Origin of the sequence: Flavobacterium flabelliforme, assembly GCF_017948675.1 — a bacterium.
Lineage (GTDB): Bacteria > Bacteroidota > Bacteroidia > Flavobacteriales > Flavobacteriaceae > Flavobacterium > Flavobacterium pygoscelis.
The window spans coordinates 1,103,343-1,124,646 of record NZ_JAGFBU010000001.1 but is presented as its reverse complement, the minus strand read 5'-3'; the positions used below and the strand labels follow the sequence as shown (position 1 = coordinate 1,124,646).

The 21,304-nt window shown below is 36.0% G+C and carries 1 protein-coding gene; it reads left to right on the top strand.

What is annotated here, in order from left to right:
- The first annotated feature begins 55 nt into the window (after window positions 1–55).
- Window positions 56–21,289, top strand: a complete 21,234-nt coding sequence (locus tag J3S90_RS04885; protein WP_210645114.1) for a T9SS type B sorting domain-containing protein — start codon at window positions 56–58, stop codon at window positions 21,287–21,289.
- Window positions 21,290–21,304 lie beyond the last annotated feature (15 nt).

Sequence of the window (21,304 nt, the reverse complement as noted above, 5' to 3'; positions counted from 1 at the left end):
AAAAACCAAGTTTTGGGCTCCCAAATCCTCCCAAATCTTTAATACAATAAATACCATGCATAAAACTACTTTTTTTAAAATAAGTTTGTTTACTATTATTTTTTTACAAAGTTTTCTTTCCTATTCGCAAAACTATGTGCCTTTTACTCCTAGATATAATAAGGATATAAAAGGGGATATGTTATTAATCGGTAATAGTATTCTTAATAGGAATGATGGTAAAAATAATAAACCAAATGATGCCTATAATGGAACAGATGTAAACTCTAGTTTTGATATGCAATTTATCAATATAGATAATGGCGTATCAGGTATTTTTAATTCAAGTAGTGCCAAATTAGTGGTGCCAAATTCAGACCCAAATCCTAGTAACCCTCGCTGTTACAAAATTGTTTATGCAGGATTATATTGGGGTGCAGTGACTAAAGGAACAACTGATATAAAAAATATTAAGTTTAAAATGCCTACTGGTGGTTATAATGACATTGTTGGTACAGTAATTCATAATTCGGGAAATACCGCCGTAGGTACAAGTTTTCCGTATGCCTGTTATGCCGATGTTACAAGTTTAGTAACAGGAAGCGGAAATCCAAATCCACAAGGTAATTATACTATTGCAAACGTATCCTCAGCAGTGGGAAGTAATGGAGGTACTGGATTATCGGCAGGATGGTCACTTTTTGTAGTTTATGAGGACCCCCAATTACCGGCAAAATCAATTACTTCATTTGATGGATTTAGTGCAATAAGTTCAACTGTAAATTTAGATATCCAAGTCTCTGGTTTTAGAACAATTCCAAACGGTCCCGTTAGAGCAAAATTTGCTTTTTCTGCTTTAGAGGGTGATCTAAATATTCCAGGAGATTATTTAATGATAAATAATTCAGTAGTAAGTGCAACAAATGGTGTTGGTACCGTAATTAGAACACCAAATAATTTTTTTAACAGCACGGTAACTTATATTGATCCTACTAATTCAAAAACTGAAAATTTTCTGAATCGTAATCCAGCAAGTGAAAATACTTTAGGTTATGATGCTGGAATTCTTGACATTATAAATAATAGTAATAAAGTAATTAAAAATGGCGATACTAAAGCCACAATTGGTTTAAGAAGTAGTCAAGATGTTTATTTTTATTATTTTAATGCTATTGCATTAGACATTATAGAGCCAAAGATTATTTTGACCAAAAGTGTTTTGGATAAATATAATTCAACTACAGAAATTGGCGGAAATAATGTACATAAAGGTGATCCACTTTGGTACAAAATAGGATTCGAAAATCAAGGTAATGACAATGCTAAAAATTTGGTAATTAAAGATGTCTTACCAGACAATATTATTTTTGATGAGTCTTCTTTAGTTCTTCCAGCTGGAGTTAGTCATGTTTACACACCCGGAAACAAAACTCTAACTTTTACAGTAAATAATAGTTTAGTTAAGAAAACGAATGATGCAGGAACTGCTCCTTATTTTCATTATGACATATGGTTTAAAGTTAACGTTATTGAGGACTGTTATGCTTTGAGTAAAATTTGTAATAGCGAAATTAAAAATCAGGCATTTGCTAAATATAACGGAGACGAGAATAAAGTACAAGTTGATACAGAAAGTTACGCAAAATATAGTGTTTGTGAGCTTGGATCACCAGCACCAACTAATTTTTTAGTAGGAATTGAAGATTGTAAATATGTACAGGAATATCAGTTTTGTGGAGTCTCGGTAGATTTAAAAGCGGCGGACGGTTATGATACTTATGTATGGTCTAAAACTAAAAATGGTCCAACAATTGCAACGGGCCAGATTTATAAAGCTTTAGCACCAGGAACCTATTATGTAAAGAACACTTCCTCGAATGCTTGTTATAAACCTATTATTGAGGAAATAATAGTTAATGATGCGACAAGTACTTATGTCAATCCTGTTATTCCATACGCGGATAATGATGTGACAGAAAGATGTGTAAATAATAATAAGTTTTTACCAAAAATATTTTTATGTGGTAAAAAAGATTTTAAAGATATAAAAACGGGTATAACTGGAGCAGTCGTTGTTTGGGAAAAAACAACTTGTGTTGATCCTCTTTTAGCTGATACTTGTGCTAATGAAAGCTTAAGTTGTGTTTGGAGCTCTGCGGGTGCTAATGGACCAAATTTTAAAGCAGAAAATGCAGGTCAATATAGAGTTACAATAACATACGCAGGTGGTTGTGTAGCTAGACATTATTTTAATATTTATAAAAATGATCTAGATCCTAAAATTAAAAAGCAAGATATAATATGTACTACTAAAGGACAGATTATTGTCGAGAATGTGGGACCAGCAGGTTATTCATTCAGTAAGGATGGTGTGAATTTTCAAACTTCAAATATTTTTGATAATGTAGCTGAAGGCGACTATACCATTACAATAAGACAAATTGTGAATGGTACACCATGTGATTTTACGGTTAAAACAACTATCTTAAAAAAGATTTTCTCTACCACTGTGAATGTGATTGGTGAGAATTGTCCTGGTACAAATGGAAAAATTGAGGTACAAGCAAAAGATGTAAGAGCACAATATCAATATTTTGTTTATAAAGCAGGTACAACAGATTTAGTTAGTTCATCCGCACTTATTAATGATGATCGTTACACATTTAATAATTTAAGTCCAGGTAAGTATGATGTAAAAACAGTAACCGATGATGGTTGTGAAAATACTAAAACAGTTGAAATTTTTAAATCTAATTTTAAAGCTTCCGCTGCAATTTCAAAGCCTTTAACAGCATGCTCAAATGGAGAAATTACTATTACTACTCAAGGTGGAACTCCAAATTACACTTATAATATTGTTGGACCAAATGGTAGTTTTGATCAATCTAGTAAGTTTTTTCAAGTTACTGTTCCTGGTGATTATACTATAACTGCGATCGATAAAGCGGGTTGTGAGTATAAAATAGATAAAATCACAGTGAGTCGTAATAATACTCCGGTATATACTGTAGTACCCTCAAACGTTAAATGTTATGGTGATAAAGGAAGTATAGCCTTTAATGTAACGAATGACAATGGGTATACTATTACTTATAGTATCAACAATGGCGCAAATTATTTTTCTAATCCTAATTTTTCTGGTCTTCCAATAGGTACTTATAGTCCTAAAATAAAATATAGTATAACAGCAACTGACGGAACTGTTTATGAATGTTTTGATACTAAACCAGACGTAACTTTAGGGCAACCTTCAGCTGAACTTACGGCTTCAGCAGGAGTTTCTGAATTAGCTGGTTGTGGACCAGGTGGGGAAGGTAAAGTTAGAATCACTAATCCTCAAGGCGGAACTCCTATAGCGGGTGCAAATCCTTATTTGTATAGTTTTGATGGTTCGACATATGACATCATCAAAGAAAAATATTTAGCTCCAGGATCTTATACCGTTTATATAAAAGATGCTAATGAGTGTGTGTATCCTATGAAGGTTATTATAGATCCACAACCAATACCACCTTCTATTGATATAGACTCTCCTTTGTTTAATTGTACCGGTACTGCAACAAGTACAGTTACCGTTACCAATAATGGAGGTTCTAATTTTGCTTATGAATATTTATTAGATGGTGCAGTAAATCCTAATACAGCCAATCCTAAAGTGTTTTTGAATGTCCCTTCTGGTGAACATACTGTGAGTGTCAAATATAAATTGCTTTCTGTCTCTACCTACAGTAATTTGTTAAGAGAAGATTTCGGTTATGGAGATGATACCACTTCACCAGGAATTAATACAACTTATTATTGTTTTGAAAGACAAGTAGAAGCTACAAAATGCAACGGAAATATTGCTATTAACGATGGTGATTATTCGGTTACTGCAAAAGTTGTCTCTCCATTTGGTAGTTGGATAAATCCAGTAGACCATACTCCAGCTAAAGTTCCTGCCATTACAAAAGGAAGGTATTTAGCAGTTAATATTGGTGATAAAATACCAGTAACAGCTATTTTATACCAGAAAAGTATTAAAGATATTATTCCTAATCAAGGGATAAATGTTGAATTGTATGCGATTAACTTATTAAGAACAGGAACTAGCGGATTTGATCCAGATATCAGAATAGAATTAGTAGATGCTGGTGGTAATGTTGTAGATGGTATTGCTACAGGGAACATTCCTAAATCTGTTGGTAATAATGATTGGCAGAAATATGGTTTGGTTTTAAATCCAGGAAATAACACCAATTTAAATTTTGTAATACGATCTAATGTTAAACAAACGGACGGTAATGATGTAGCTATAGATGATATTGCTGTTTATCAGCTTCCAAAATCTTGTATTACTCTTAAAGAATTTAAATTCTCTGTGGCTACCGATAAAGCTTTTAAAGCAAGTGTAACCAATACTACGAATGTTACTTGTGCTGGAAAATCTGACGGTACAATTACTATTAATGCAGAAAATTTTAATACAACTTATGGGTACCAATATTCAATAGATGGTGTAAATTGGATTACTCAAACGGCCGCTACTTATAAAATTACTGGTTTAACTAATAAAACATACAACGTACAAATTCGTTATGATGCGACTTCTACAGGAACATGTCTTGTAGCAATTCCAAAAACAATCACATCTCCACTTGCTTTAGAAGTTAATGCTTCAGCAACAGATGCCAAATGTACTCCTGCAGGTGCAACTGTAACCGCAACGGCAGTAGGAGGAACTCCAGCCTATACTTATCAATTAATTGATACAAAAACTCCTTTTGCAGTAGTAAATTTCCCTTCAAACGGAATTTTAACAGGTGTTTTACCAGGGACTTATAAAGTTAGAGGTACAGATGCGAATAGCTGTACAGATGATAGGGATACTGATCTTGTTATTGCTGCACCAGTAGCGCCAACAGCAGTAATTGATGTTTCTTCAAACTTATGTTTTTCTGGATCAGGTGCAACTTTAGTAATTAAAGCATCAGGAGGCACAGCGCCTTATACCTTTAAATTAGATACTAGTAGTGCTGTAACTTCCAATAACAGTACAGATACTTCTATTCATACTTTCAGCAATGTGGTCGTTGGTAATCATACCATTATAGTAACAGACAGCAAAGGTTGTACAGCTACGCCAATTACACAAATCATCAATGCACAAGTTAATGCTGAAGCCAAAGTAACAAAAACACTAACATGTAATAATCCTAAAGATGCTACAATACAAGTTACTGTAAAAGATGGTACGGCTCCTTACACATATAGAGTGAAAAAAGATGCAGGCGTTTATTCTGGCGTTGTAAACATCAATACCAATCCTTTTAATTATACCGCTACTGCATCAGGCAAATATGTTTTTGAAATTACTGATGCTAACAAATGTACCACTACAACAGATGCAACCGTTAGCGCAATTTCAAATCCTACGGCTACTTTTAAATTGACAGATCCAAGCTGTAATAATGATGCTACTGGCGAAATACAAATTATTCCAGCGGGTGGTTCAGCAGGCTATACATTTAGTTTTAATGGTGGTGGTTTTACTGCACCTGATACAACAAAAGGATTAAACGCTTTTGTAGGATCAGTTAACAAAAGAGATTACACTTATCAGGTAAAAGATAATAATGGTTGTGTTTCTCCAGTGTATACCATTACTCTAAATAATCCAAGTAAAGTAGTCGCTTCGGCTACCTTTGCACCTAATACAACTTGTAATACTCAAACTGTAATTACACTTTCGGGAATAGGTGGATCAGGAGTATATAGTTATAATTTTGACGGAAGCACCAATTATTCTGATGTATTAACGAAAACTTTTACCAATACAGCAACTGCACAAACTATTACTTATTCAGTAAAAGATGATAAGGGTTGTTTTGATACTAAAACCATTGTTATCCCAGCTTACAATCCGCCAACAGGAATAACAATTTCAAATCCAACAACAATTACATGTACCGCTACAACAACTAGTCTTACTTTGACTTCAAATGCAGGTATTGCTCCATTTACATATACAATAACGGCACCGGCAAGTGCTACGTCAAATGTTTCTGGTGTTTCCTCCGGAATCTTTACAGGATTAACTTCAGGTGTATATAGTTTTCAAGTAAAAGATGCCAATGGATGCGTTGCAACTGGTGGAAAAACAATAGATGCAGCGGCAACAATAGCGGTTTCAGGATCAAAATCAGACGAAAAATGTTTTGGTGCTAAAGACGGTACTGCAACTTTTAATATTACTGGCGCAAGTACGCCTGGAAATTACACTTATGTTTTAACACCTGCAGCCCCTGCGGTACTTCCTACTCAAATCACTAAGAATTTGAATGAAATTAAAGTAACAGGATTGGCAGCAGGAACTTATACGTTAACAGTAAAAGATGTTACCACGGGTTGTACCTCAAATACTGCTACAGTGACCGTTTTAGCAGCCACACAAATTAACTTTACTGCTGTAGGAACAAAAATTAATTGTAAAACTACAAAATCTACATTAACCATTTCAGGATTATTAGGAGGTGCTCCAGGGTACAGTTATGCCTACGCAATAAGTCCATCAACGGCTCCAACTACTGCTTACAATGCAAACTTAATTGTTGATACTGCTGATTTAACAACTCTTATTGATGTTTATGTAAAAGATAGTAATGATTGTTTTGTGAAAAAAACAATCACAATTGCTTCAGAAGACGCTCCAAAAATTAATCCATTAACTCCACCTTGTTATGTGGGAACACCAATACCGGTGAATATCACAGGAACTACTGTAGGAACTCCAACTTACAGTAAAGATGGTATTAATTTTCAAGCAAGTTCAAATTTTAGTTTAACACCTGGAAGTTATACGCTAGCGATAAAAGACGGTTTTGGTTGTGTAGCTACTACTCCTTACGTAATTGCAGAACAGTTAACACTAATAGCAACACCAAAAGTAGATGTAACGTGTACGCCAAATACCACTATTGATTTAACACCAAAAGGAGGAAAGGGAGCTTATACGTTTGCTGTTTCTTTTAATGGAAGTACGACTTATACCTCAACTACAAGTCCATATGTAACGGCTATTGCTGGAACCTATAAATTTAAAGTTACAGATTCTGCTACACCTGCTTGTGAAGCTTTTTCAACAGACGTTGTTGTAAATACCAAACCTACTGTTATTACTTACTCTTTTAATCATGAAAATGTAAAATGTAAAGGGGATGCTACAGGAAGTATTACGATTACAAATCCTTCTGGAAAAGCGCCATTTACGTATAGTATAAAAAGAACCACAGCTCCAACGGCTACTTTTACTACTAGTAGTATTACTGGATTAATTGCTGGTAATTATGAAATTGTAGTTACCGATGCATTGGGTTGTACATCTACACCTGCATCAGTTACTATAACGGAACCTACTGATGTTTTATCAGCTTCAGCAGCTGCGCCGCCCACAACAACTTGTAGTACGACTACTAGAGTTACTGTTACGGCAGTAGGAGGAACAGCACCTTTTCAATATAGTTTTAAAGGACAGGCTTATATAGCAGATAATTTCTATGATGTTGTTGACAATGGTATTTCAGATCAAATTATCTCTTACCAAGTAAAAGATGTAAATGGTTGTATTACCGTTTCTAAAGACATTACGGTTAAAAAATTAACTCCGCCAACAGGAATTAATTTCTCTACACCAGCAGCTATAACATGTAATCCTGGTTTTACTACTACTAGCCTAACATTAACATCAGTAGGAGGACTTGCACCTTATACGTATACAGTAATTTCTGGTCCTACTTTAGTAGGAACTACTTCTAGTGGAACATTTTCTGGTCTTATTGCAGGAGCTTATACATTTGAAGTTAAAGATGCCAACGGATGTACTAAACAAGTATCACAATCTATTGCAGATGGAATTAAAATTAAAGTTTCAGGAGTAAAAACAGACGAAAAATGTTTTAATGCTAAAGATGGTACTGCTACTTTTACCATTACGGAACCTAGTAGTTCAACTAATTTTACTTATGTATTGAGTCCGAATTTAGGAACAATTGTCCAGACAGGTAATGAAGTTAAAGTTACAGGATTGGGAACTGGTAGCTATACCTTAACAGTTACGGATAAAACAACAGGCTGTTCTCAAACTTCAAATGCAGTAGTGGTTGCTGCTGCAACACAAATTCTCATTGACACCGTTACTGCAACAAATGTAAATTGTAATAAGTCGGAGTCTACTATTGTGGTTAATGCCACTGGTGGAATAAAGAATTACAAATATGCATATGTTGTAAAAGGAGCTTCACAACCTTCAGCAGGAGCTTTTGCAACTACAAATACTACTATTAATACAGGTGTAAATCAAACTAATTTAGATTGGGATGTATATGTTATGGATCAGAATGGTTGTATTGCTGGACCTTTTTATAGAGTAATTACCCGAGATGCGTCACCATCAACAAAAACACCAGCTCCAGCGGCACTATGTTTTGTTGCAGGATCAACACCATCACTAGATGTGTCTACATTATTTAATTTAGGTACAGGAACGCATAAGTACACTGTAAATGGTACAGCCATTACAGGAACTAACTATAATATTAAAGCAAGTGGAACTTATACCATAATAGCAACAGATGCTAACAATTGTTCGGCAACGGCAACCTATATCGTAAAACCAGAGTTAACTATTTTAGCTACTCGTGTTAAAGATTTAGATTGTATTAGTGATGCAAGAATTAGTTTTGTAGCATCAGAAGGTTCTAAAACTTATACTTCTTATGAAGTACAACTTAACGGAGCAGGTGCTTGGACACCAGTAAACTCACCGTTTGATGTTGCCGTTGCAGGTAATTACCAAATTAGAGTTACGGATAACGCAGGATGTACTGCGGTTTCCAATATTATAGAAATAACACAAAAAACAACACCTACTTTTTTAAGTAACAAAACTAATATTAGTTGTTTTGGAGGTTCTAATGGAGTGATTACTATCACGAATCCAACAGGATTAGCACCATTTACTTATTCCATCAAAAAAGGGGTAAGTGTAGTTGCTTTTTCTACTATTGCTAATGGTATAACGGCTACTGGCTTAACGGCAGGAACTTATGATGTTGTAATGAAAGACAGTAAAAATTGTACTTTTAGTGAGTCAATTACTTTATCTGAACCAACTCAATTAGTAACAACTGCTACAGTCACTACACCGCTTTCTTGTGGTGCTCTCAATGCAACTCAAGATGCAATTATTACAGTTGACGTTCCTACTACAGGAACTGCTCCTTATAAATATAGTTTTAACGGAGGAGCATTCGATACCTCAAATACGTATGCTATTGGAGTTGCTGGGAATGTTACGGTACAAGTGCAAGATAGTAATATGTGTACTTTGGCTGCTGTAATCACTGTTCCTGTTGCTGCTCTTAACATCCCTAAGTTAGCACTAATTACTGGAACGACGCTTTACTGTGCACCTCTTCCTAGTACCACAAGTACCGTTCAGGTTAGCACAATAGCAGGTACTGGAGTAGCACCACTTTCTTATACGTTAGTTTCTGGTCCATCAGCTGGAACCACTACGGCAACGCCAGGTGAATTTAAGAATCTTATTGCGGGAACTTATGTGTTTAAAGTTACGGATGACAACGGTTGTACAGATACACAATCTTACACCGTAAAATCACTCGTTACTATTAATGCAGTTGTAGCATCGCAAATAGATGTTAAATGCTATGGAGACGCTACAGGTTCCGTAAAAATCACGGTTTCTGGATTTACAGGAACTTATACGGCTAGTTTAGTTTCGGGAACAGGAACAATAACTCCGGTAGGTGCTACAACTAATACGACCATTGATGTAACGGGATTAGTACAAGGAGCGTATACTTTAAGAGTACTTGATAATGTTACGGGTTGTAGTAAAGATGTTACATTTACCATTGCTGAGCCAACTGCTGTAACATTGACATTAACATCTAATAAAAATGCGAATTGTAATACTCCTTTAGCGACTGTAACCGTAACCGCTGCTGGTGGTAGATCACCTTACAGTTATGCTTTTATAAGCACTACAGGAAATCCTGCTGCGGGAGATTATATCTTAAATAAAAATACAGCAAATTTAAATCCAGCAACCGCTACTTGGTATGTATGGGTAAAAGACGCTAACGGATGCGAAAAGCAATTAGCAACGCCAGTTACAATCGTAAAAGATCCTGCGGCTAAAATTAATCTTCCTGCACAACAATGTTTTAATGGTAGTCCTTTTACGATTACACTTACAGGCACTGGTACTGGAACATTAAAATATTCTGTAAATGGGATACCTATAACAGGAAATACCTACAGTATTACTGCAGCGGGTACCTATAAATTGGGAGTTGTAGACGCTAATAATTGTGACGATTTTGTAAACTATACGGTTGACAAACAAATTTTAGCTACTTCATTCCTAGATAAAGATATCACTTGTGTGGCACCAATTGATGCCTCTATTACAGTAAATATAACAAACGGAACAGGACCGTATTCGTACCAAATTTATGATGGTGTAACAACTGTTGGATCAGTGGTAACGGGAATAGCGACTACTACTTTTACAAATACTTTTGCAACTCCTGGAAATTATAGTTTCCTTGTTACAGATAGCAAAGGATGTACAGTACAAACGAATAAGCAATTGGTTACTCCTACGGTTATTCCTGTAATAACTTCTGTTGTTCAGCCAATCAACAAAATGATCTTATGTCACGATGAGGAAACGGCAGAAATTGTAGTTACGTACGATAATACTATCGGAACAGCTCCTTTTATTATAAATGTAAAAAATAATACAACTGGTAAAGATTATGGGGAACAAACAACTGGTTTAAAAGCAGGTGTTTATACGATAACCCTTACTGATGCTAGAGGATGTGCAACTACTAGTACAATCACTATTACTGATCCTCCTGCTATTGTAATAGATGCTGTAGCGGCTCCAATCACTTGTGATGCATTTGGGGTTTCTAAAGGTTCTGTTACAATCAATGGTGTAACTGGAGGAAAAGCTCCTTATGATTATTTTGTTACAGGTAAATTTTATACTAATTCTGCATTAGGTGAAACGGGAGGAACTGTCGTATTTAATGTTGTAGATCCAGGGATTTACCAAGTTATCGTTAAGGATGCAAATGGTTGTACGGCAATTGTGGCAGATTTAAAAGTGGCTTCGGATGTAAAAGATCTTGATATATCGGTAGTATTGCCTCCAGCTAATTGTACAACTGGTGGTTCAGCCACTGTTGCAGTGGGAGCACTTTCTACTAATATTACGGGTAATGGACCATTCTTTTTCCAAATTTATACGGGTCAACCACAAATTTATCCTGCGGGAACTTGGTTGGCAGAATCGAGCACCGGAAGTAAAAAAGCTACGTTTACCAATTTAACACCTGGAGTTTCCTATTCATTTGTAATTTTTGATAGTCTAACGGGATGTTATTTTACAAGCCCTGCAGCAACAGCTATACCATCTAATTCTACACTAGTTGCAGCAGTTTCTGCAGTTAGTAATGTGGCTTGTAAAGGAGATTCAAACGGGAAAGTTGCTTTTAGTGTAACTAGTTTATATGCGGTTAGCACACCAATTACCTACGAAATATTTGAGGCTACAACAAAAACATCAACTTCAATAACTGGAGTTGGAACTGTACCTGCAAACGGAAATATATCGTTTGTAAATATTGGTCCTTTGCCAATTGGTGCTTATTATATATTAATTAAAGAGGATGTAGGCGGAACAAATGCAGGTTGTAGTGTTGCAACAGCTAACTTTAACATCACAGAATCTTTAGAATTACTAACCGTTACAGCTTCTAACACTAAAAAAGTTAACTGTAATGCTAATTCAGGAGTGATTACGGCTAGTGCACAAAAAGGTACTGGTCCTTATAAGTACCAGTATTTATTGGCTACAGCAACTCCTCCTACAGCTTCAAGTTTATTATGGATTGATAGCACTACTTATAAAACAAGTGTAACAGGTAATTATATTGTATATGCTAAAGATGCTTATGGATGTATTCAAAGTACTCCAGTGACTGTTGATCCAGAAATAGCGCCTGCAATTGGAACTATTACACCGGCTTCATTATGTTATACAGGAACAGCAATCGCTGTAACTGTTACAGCAGATGCTACAACAATTTTACCAGTTACGTACAGCGTAAATCAAGGTGCGATTATAGGTGGGTATTCAAATAATAATGTATTTAATCTGACACCAGGTACTTACACACTGAATATCAAAGACGGATATGGTTGTATTGCTTCGGCGCCATTTACGGTTAAAGAGCAATTAACACTTAATCCTATTGCAATTAAGAAAGTAGATTGTAAGACTGCAGTTCCTAATGGTGGAATCACTGTGAAAGCGGATGGCGGTAATACCGTTCTTCCCGCGACTTATACTTATTCTATTACAGCTGGTCCTACTATAAATTCAACTGGAGCTGCAACTGGAATCTTTACTGATTTAGCAGATGGAAATTATACTTTTGAAGTATCTGATGGTACGTGTACTGCTACAACTACCGCTACAATTGATGCATTAGTGCCAATTGTTCCTACAGCAGCAGCAGGTATTCCTTTATGTGTGGGTCAAGCCACAACTGTAATAATTAATGCGACAGGAGGAACAGGAACTTATACCTATCAAAAAGGAGCTGCTCCTACATTACCAACTGAAACTAATAATGAATTTAATCAGACAGTAGCAGAAGGTGAAGTAACCTATTATATAAAAGATGCTAATGATTGTGTTGAAACAATTAAGGTTACTGTAACAGATCCAACGCCAATTGCGATACCAACAATTGTGGTAGATCAAATGAGATGTGGTGGAGGAAATGATCCTATAGATGCAACAATTACGGTTACTACATCAGGTGGTACAAATAATTTCGTTTATAGTTTTGATAATGGATTTAGTTACTCCTCTAATAATATTCGTAAAACAACAACAGCAGGAACGTACAACATCATTGTAAAAGATAGTAATGGCTGTACAACAGTTATGATTCCTATAGTTATTGATGCATTAGATCCTCCAAAAATTACTGGATTTGTGCCTACTCAAATGACTTGTCCTGCATTAACAAGTGATGTCAAAATCAATTATTCTAAAGGTATTGGTACCGTTACTTATACTTTGGTTTCTGGTCCATCTTTCCCTAATAACTCGGGAGATACGTCTGGAACTTATATAGGATTGTTAGCAGGTGATTATATGTTTAGAGTTACCGACAGCAAAGGATGTACTGATGAAAAATTATATACAGTACAAAAATTGCCAGCACTTCAATTAGTACCAAATGTTGTTTATAATGTAAAATGCAAAGGCGGAGCTACAGGAAAAGCTACTTTTACGGCAAGTTCAACAACCGCTCCAGGTGCTTTTACTTTTAGTGTAGCAACAACTCCATTTGGATTACCAGTGATATCAAGTAGATTAGGTGATGTAATTACTTTAGAGGATTTAGCAATTGGTACTTATGATGTTACTATTAAAGATATTACAACCAATTGTGAAATCACTAAATCGGTTACTATCACAGAACCAGCTTTAGATTTATCTATAGGTGCTGTACCAAGTAATGTGAGTTGTGATAAACCTATTTCTCAAATTACGATGTCACCGGCAGGAGGCACTCCAAATTATAAGTATGCTATTGTTCCACCAGGATTTTCTGGAGCTATAATTTTCTCTGATGTCACGACTATAGATACGTCAACATTAACGAATGGGGTAGCAACACCTTTAGGAATGACTTGGGCTGTTGAGGTATACGTACAAGATGCAAATCTATGTACAGCAATGATACCTATTACGATTACTAAAGATGACACACCAACAGTTTCAGTTCCAACATTGGCCTCAAACCAATGTACTGCAGCAGGAAATTATACTTTTGTAGCTACAGGAACGGGTGTATTACCACTAAGTTTTAGCATCAACGGAACTGATTTCTTTACTAGTACCGGTACGACGTATACGTTTACAGTTCCTGCACCAACGGCAGCAACACAAGCTTATACGGTTACTGTAAAGGATGGCAATGGTTGTATTGCAACTAGCGCTACCGCAGTTACTGTATACAAACCGTTACAATTAGCGGTTACTCAAGTTAAGGATCTTACTTGCGCTCCTGCAGCAACAACTGCTGCTACATTTACTTTTAGTGCTACTGATGGGAATAATGCAAGTTATACCTTTGCAGTAAGTATTGATAGTGCACCGTTTGCAACAATTACTTCGCCTTATGCGAATAGCACTGTTGGAACTTATGTCTTCCAAGTTACAGATGCAAACAATTGTACGGTACAAAGTGACCCATTTAAAGTTACTGCTCCAATAGATCCAGCAATTGCTTCAACTGTTATCAGTTCACCAATAGAATGTTTTGGTGGAACGGCAACATTGACAGTAAATGTTGACTTGTCAAAAGGAGTGGCACCTTATACTTTTGTATTATCAGGAGCAACTAATAACACCGGTGATTCATCAGGAATTTATACTGGTTTAGTAGCAGGTACTTATAGTGTGGTTGTTACCGATGCTAAAGGATGTAGTTCTGCGGTGGCAACACAAGTAATTAATAATCCACCATTATTAATTGCATCAGCAACACAGTCAATTAATACTACTTGTAGTACAGCGACAGTAATTACTGTTGTTGGATCTGGTGGTACACCAACAGCTACAGGTACAGGATATTCTTACAGTTTTGATAATGGTTTTTCTTACGATACATTAAATACGAAAACCGTAAATGATAATGGAGCAATCCAAACAATTCTATATTCTGTAAAAGATGCTAATGGTTGTACAACAGTACCACAGCCTATAGTTGTGAATCCTTTGAATAAACCAACCGATTTAGATTTTATAGTTACGGTAGCACCAACTTGCCCAATACCTTCATCTACCATTTCAGTAAAAGCAACTAATGGCGTAGGCTCATTAACTTTTGAAATAATCGAATTTAATGGTGTAGCTCCAGCAACTTCTTTTGTAGTTCCTACAACAGGATTTGCAGATCCAGCTGTTTTTGCAGGTTTACTTCCAGGAGATTACTTATTCCGAGTTACAGATGCTAATGGTTGTGCATATCAAGAATTATATCCAGTTAAAGCGGTAACAAAAATTGCAATAGTTGGAGCATTGAAAGCTGCCATTTCTTGTAATGCAGCTAATGGAATTAACAATAATGGTTCTGCTACCTTTACGGTAACAGGATTTAGCGCAACAGGTAATTATTCAGTGGTAACTTCACCACCACTTGCCCCATCACAAATTTCAAATGTTGGTGATGTTATTACCTTAACAGGTCTTTCAGTAGGAACGTATACAGTTACAGTTACTGATAATACGACTGGTTGTCAGAAAGACGATTCGGTTACTTTAGTAGAACCAGTTGCAATTACATTCACAACAGCTGCTACTAAAGTTTTCTGTTCAAGACAAAAATCGACAATAACAGTAAGTAACGTAGTTGGTGGTACAGGAGTGTACACCTATGCAGTTGTAAAAACAGGTGCTTTGGCACCAATTGCAACAGTTTATACTGACAATCCAGTATTAGAAGTAAGTACAAACCTTACTGATTTGTCATGGGATGTGTATGTAAAAGATGCTAATGGTTGCGTTTCTGCACCAGTAACTACTCCAATAATTTATAATGCAGCACCTACAATTGATCCAGCAGCTCCATTATGTTTTGTTGGAAGTACATTAACAGTTGATTTAGATGCTTTATCTAATACTTACAATGGTGTTAAATCATACACTGTTGATGGTTTGGCAATTGCAGATAAAATGGCAACATTTAACGCACCAGGAACCTACCTTTTAGGGGTAAAAGATGACAATGGTTGCGAAGAAACAGTGCCTTATACAATTGAAAAACAATTACTAGCAACTGCAAGTTTAACAAAAGACTTGTTCTGTACAGGAGTAGTAGCTGCTGAGATCACAGTTGATATTAAAGAAGGAGTTGCACCATATACTTACCAAATGTATTTAAATGGTACAGCCGTTGGAACAGTAACAGGAGGTGTTGTTTCAACTTTTACAGAGAATGTAACAACACCAGGTATTTATACTTTTGAGATTACAGATAGTAATGCTGCAAGTTGTACTGTTACAACGGATACTGTAGAGGTAACGAATCCAAGTACACCAACTTTCACAACCTCTCAAGTGAATGTGAAATGTAATGGCGAAAGCAACGGAAGTATTACGGTAATTCCAGCAAATGGAGTAGCACCATATACATTTGTATTATCAGGAGCAATTAATAACACAGGTGATTCATCTGGAATTTATACAGGCTTAGCTGCAGGATCTTACACGATTGTTGTAACCGATGCTAAAGGTTGTAGTTCAGTTGCAACGGGTGCAATTGTTATTACAGAACCAGGAATATTAACAGCAACTGATTCATATCCTGCAAACAATACGTGTAGTGTTGCAACATTAATTACAGTTGCAGCGAGTAATGGTACACAAACGGGAGTTTTAACAGGTTATTATTACAACTTCAACTCAAATGGGTATGATAGTGATAATACATTTACTGTCAATGATAATGGAGCAATCCAAACGGTTACTTATACGGTAAAAGATGCTAATGGTTGTGAGACAGCACCAAAAACAATAACTATTAATCCGTTGAATAAACCAACAGATTTAGATTTTACAGTTACGGTAGCACCAATTTGCCCAACACCAACGTCTACCATTTCAGTAAAAGCAACAAATGGTGTAGGTGCACTAACTTTTGAAATAATCGAATTTAATGGTGTAGCTCCAGCAACTCCTATTGTAGTTACTACACCAGGATTTGCAGATCCAGCTGTTTTTGCAGGTTTACTTCCAGGAGAATACACGTTCAAAGTAACAGATGCTAATGGATGTTCTTACCAAGAATTAATTACAGTTGATGCAGTTGTAAACATTGTAGTAACGGGGCAACCTGTTGCAGATATGAGTTGTAATACTGGTGATGATGGTAAAGTAGAATTCAACATATCTCGTTTTTCAGGAAATTATAACTATTCGATTACTAAAGACGGTGTTGCTTTTGGAACTTTAGTTGCCAATAGTACACTTAGCACAATTCCACTAACTGGTCTAGGTCACGGAACATATGAAATTACAGTTTTAGACAATACTACTTTGTGTCAAGCGGTAGCAACTGCTGTTGTAAAACAGCCTTCTATTGTTACTGTTGCACTAGTAAATATGGATAATGCAAATTGTAAAACAGCGGCACAAGCTACTGTAGTCGGTAATGGTGGAACACCTGGATATACGTATTCATTTGTACCAACTACTGCAGGACCAGGAACTTTTGGTCCAAGTGATTCGGAAGCATTAGATCCTGCCATTAGCACCACTTGGTATGTGTATGCAAAAGACAGTAACAATTGTATTTCTGCACCATTAACAATAAATGTTGTTACTGATCCATTACCAGCAGGATTTACAGCAGCTGTGGTTTCACAATGTCCAAGTGCAACAGGTACTTATGATATAGTGGTAACAATAGGTACAGGAATGGCTCCTTATGAATATAGTATTGGTAGCGGTTTCCAAACGAGTACAACATTCACAGTAAATGTGGCTAAAGCGTATGATCTTATTGTAAAAGATAGATTTGGTTGCGAATTCACTTTCCCTGCTGCAGTTACTATCTTGCCAGCATTAGGACTTGACGCAACGATTACGGCATTGCCGAGTTGTACAGATGGCGATGGAGTGGTTGATTTAGTTGCTTTGGGTGGTTCAACAAATTATGAGTACCGTAAAGGGACTGGTGTTTATGTACCTACAAGTCAATTTACAGGAGTAAGTTCTGGTTTAAACACTTTTGAAGTAAGAGATAAGTCAACAAATTGTACGTTCTCTGTTACTGTAGATTTAGTGGTTGCAACGCCTATTACTGGATTTGCACTCGCAAGTACAGATGTAAGTTGTAATGGTGGAAACGACGGTACAATTACTGCAACGATGACAAATGCAGCAGTTGGTATCAACGATAATCCAATTTATACCTATCAAATTATTGCACCAACAATAGGGGCGATACAAACTGATAATGTTTTCAATGGTTTAACTAAAGGAACATATACTGTCGAAATCACTTCTGGTAGAGGTTGTAAAGAAACAGCTATAATCTCGGTTGATGAGCCAGCATTAATAACTGTTCCTGCGCCAGTAGTCACTCCATTTGCATGTGCTGCAGGAACTAACGGAACTAATTTTGCTACTATTACAGTAAACGGAGTTGCAGGTGGTTCTAGTAATTATACCATCTATGAATTCTTTAAAAATAACGTGTCAGTACAACGTGGTCCTAGTAACAGTTATATCGAAGTAGACTATGCAGGTGGAAGTTATACTGTAGATGTTTATGATGACAAAAACTGTGTAGGAAGCACCACAGTAGCTATTTCTATACCTGCCTACACAAAATTAGAGCAAATTAATGTAGTAGTAACAACGGCAATTACATGTAATAATCCAGAGAGTATTACTGTTACTGCAGTTGATGCTTTAGGGAATGCAATTGCTGGTATTGATTATGTTTTAAAAACAGATGCTAATGTAATCTTGCAAACCAATACGACTGGAATTTTCACAGGTTTACCAATAGGAAATTATATTATTACGGCTACTAATCCATTAACAGGTTGTACAATTAGAACGGATCATTATGTGAATACTCCAAATACTTTTGAGTTAAAACTAGATTCAGTAGTAGACGCAATTTGTTTTGGTGATGCTAACGGAAGTGCACAAGTTACTTTTATTGATAGAGTAATTAATGCTACTGATTTAGATCAAGCAGGTATCTTTGATTATATTGTTAAGGATGCTGCAGGAAATACAGTTGTTTCTTTGACAAGATCAACAGGAGTAACAGTAACTATACCATCTCTAAAAGCGGGTACCTATTCAATTGATGCCACATTAGTAAATACTCCTTTCTGTACGGCAAGTACTAATTTTACCATTAGTCAACCAAATGCAAAATTGACTATTGCAGAAACGCATACTGAAATTACTTGTATTGCAGGTAACAATGATGGAACAATTTCTGTTACTGCTACAGGTGGATGGCCGGGTGATTATGAATTCGAATTAATCGCTACAAATCCTGCACTCAACGTAAGCTATAGTGCAGTAAGTGACTTCTTAAATTTAACAGCAGGAACTTATACCATTAATGTAAAAGATAGTAAAGGTTGTGTAGATACTATAATTGTTCAATTAGCAAATCCTACACCAATTACTTTTACAGCTGCGGCAAGTGCAACACTATTAAGTTGTTTTGGCGATACTACTGCAACGATTACCGTAAGTACACCAACAGGTGGATCTGGAAGTTATTTATATACTTTGATTACCACATTAACTGATGGAACTATTACGAGCAACGGTCCACAATTGGATAATATTTTCACCAATTTAGGCGTAGGTAGTTATCAAGTTCAAGTGTCGGATACTTGGAATTGTTCTTCTGTTTCTACAACTCCTATTGTAATAAGCGAGCCTACTAAAGTAGTTGCAAGTTTAGTAAAAGCTACAGGAATTACTTGTAAAACAGATGCGACTCTTACTTTGAGTGTAGTAGGCGGAAAAGCACCTTATACTTATAGTGCAGATCCAAATTTTGCAACGAGTATTAATATGACAGGATCTTCTATTACTTTCCCAGTAATAGTAGGCACTTATAACTATTATGTTAAAGATGCTAACGGTTGTATTAGTTTTGCTTCTAATGATATTAAAATTGATAATTTAGAACCTTTATTGCCAAATCTAGATGTTCTTAACGCAATGGTAAGTTGTAAAGGAAGTGCAACAGGAGTAATAGTTGCAAATGCTAGCGGAGGATTAGGAAACTATGTGTATACACTTTTAGATGGAGCAGGAAATGCTATTCCAACCGCTGTGCAAACTACTCCAGGTCGTTTTGACAACTTGCTTGCTGGTTTCTATCAAGTAATTGTAGTGAGCGGAGATTGTAGTTCAACATCACAAATTGTTGAAATTAAAGAGCCATCAACTTCATTATCTTATACTCCTAAAGTGAGTAACATCACTTGTAATGGAGCTAAAAACGGAAGAATAGAAATAATTGCTTCTGGAGGAACTGGTGAAATCAAGTATGCTATTTCTCCGCGTATGGATCAATTCTTTGATACAGGTGTGTTTGAAAATTTGGTTCCAGATGTTTATCAAGTAGTAATTCAAGATGCTAATGGTTGTTTTGAAGTTTATGATTTTGAAATTAAAGAACCTTTAGAATTACTAAGCGACATAGTACCTGGATCAATCAATGAAGAGTTCTGTGCTGGTGATAAAGATGGTGCATTTAGTATTGACATAGAAGGAGGAACGCTTCCTTACAGTGTGAGTTTAGATGATAGAAACGGAACCTATACCACAGGATCACTTACGCAAACGTTCTTTGACTTTAACGGATTAGCTGGTGGAGATCATACGGTGTACATTCGTGACGCTAATGGTTGTACTACAGTTGTAACAGCGCCGTTAAAAGAATCAGTAACGATGAATCCAAAAGCAGTTGTACAATACGATTGTGTAAACAATGCTGCTGCTAATACTGTTACAATAACTATTGATGATAGTATCACGGATCCTTCTGAAGTAGATTACGCTATAGACGGCGGAACTTTCCAAAGCTCTAGTATATTTACTAATGTGGCTCCTGGTTTCCATACCGTAATAGCAAGAAATTTAAATGGTTGCGAACAACCAACCGTAAATTTTGAAGTGATTCAAGTAAATCCGTTGACATTAGTGTTAAATGATGGTGGCCTAAATGAGATCGTTGCTGTTGCAACAGGCGGTGGAGGAAACTACACTTATACTTTCAACGGCGAGAACTACGGTAGTACTTCTAGTTTTATAATTTACAAATCAGGAGATTATACCGTTACCGTTACAGATGCAAATGGTTGTACTGCAACGGCTACTAGATACTTTACGTACATCGACGTTTGTATTCCAAATAATTTTACTCCAAACGGAGATAATATAAATGATACTTGGGCTCCTGGATGTACTGTAAACTATAAAGACTTAGTTTTCTCTATCTTTGACAGATACGGTCGTAAAATAGGAACATATCGTGTAGGACAAGAATGGGATGGAAAATACAACGGAGAAGAGCTTCCATCAGGAGATTACTGGTACATTCTAAAATTGAATGATAAAAAAGACGATAGAGAATTTGTGGGTCACTTTACGTTGTACAGATAGATTTACCAAAACTGA

Bases quoted from the DNA above. Each gene is read 5' to 3' on its own strand.
- J3S90_RS04885 (WP_210645114.1), top strand. From the start codon at position 56: ATGCATAAAACTACTTTTTTTAAAATAAGTTTGTTTACTATTATTTTT.